This window comes from Bacillus sp. SIMBA_008, from assembly GCF_046535495.1.
Taxonomy (GTDB): domain Bacteria; phylum Bacillota; class Bacilli; order Bacillales; family Bacillaceae; genus Bacillus; species Bacillus subtilis.
The window spans coordinates 1-249 of record NZ_JAWRWL010000945.1; the positions used below are offsets into that span (position 1 = coordinate 1).

Here is a 249-nt window from a genome sequence, read left to right on the forward strand (position 1 = left end):
TGCGCGTTCGAACTCTAATTGTTCGGCGGCTTCTTCCATCTTTTCGGTAAGTTCCTTTTTGATTTGCTGATGTCCTCCGTTTAGAAACCTTATGATTTCGTCCACGAGCTGCTTATTCGTTTCTTCAGAAATGTCATACACACATGGCGCGAGACATTGTCCAAGATGATAATATAAACAGACGCGATCAGGGAGGGTGGCACATTTTCTGAGAGGATATAAACGGTCGAGCAGCTTTTTCGTTTCACG

Annotated in this window: 1 pseudogene; it reads right to left on the reverse strand. The window is 44.2% G+C overall.

The window, feature by feature from the left end:
* A pseudogene (locus SB658_RS26160) lies at positions 1–249 on the reverse strand (excinuclease ABC subunit C); the annotation flags it as partial.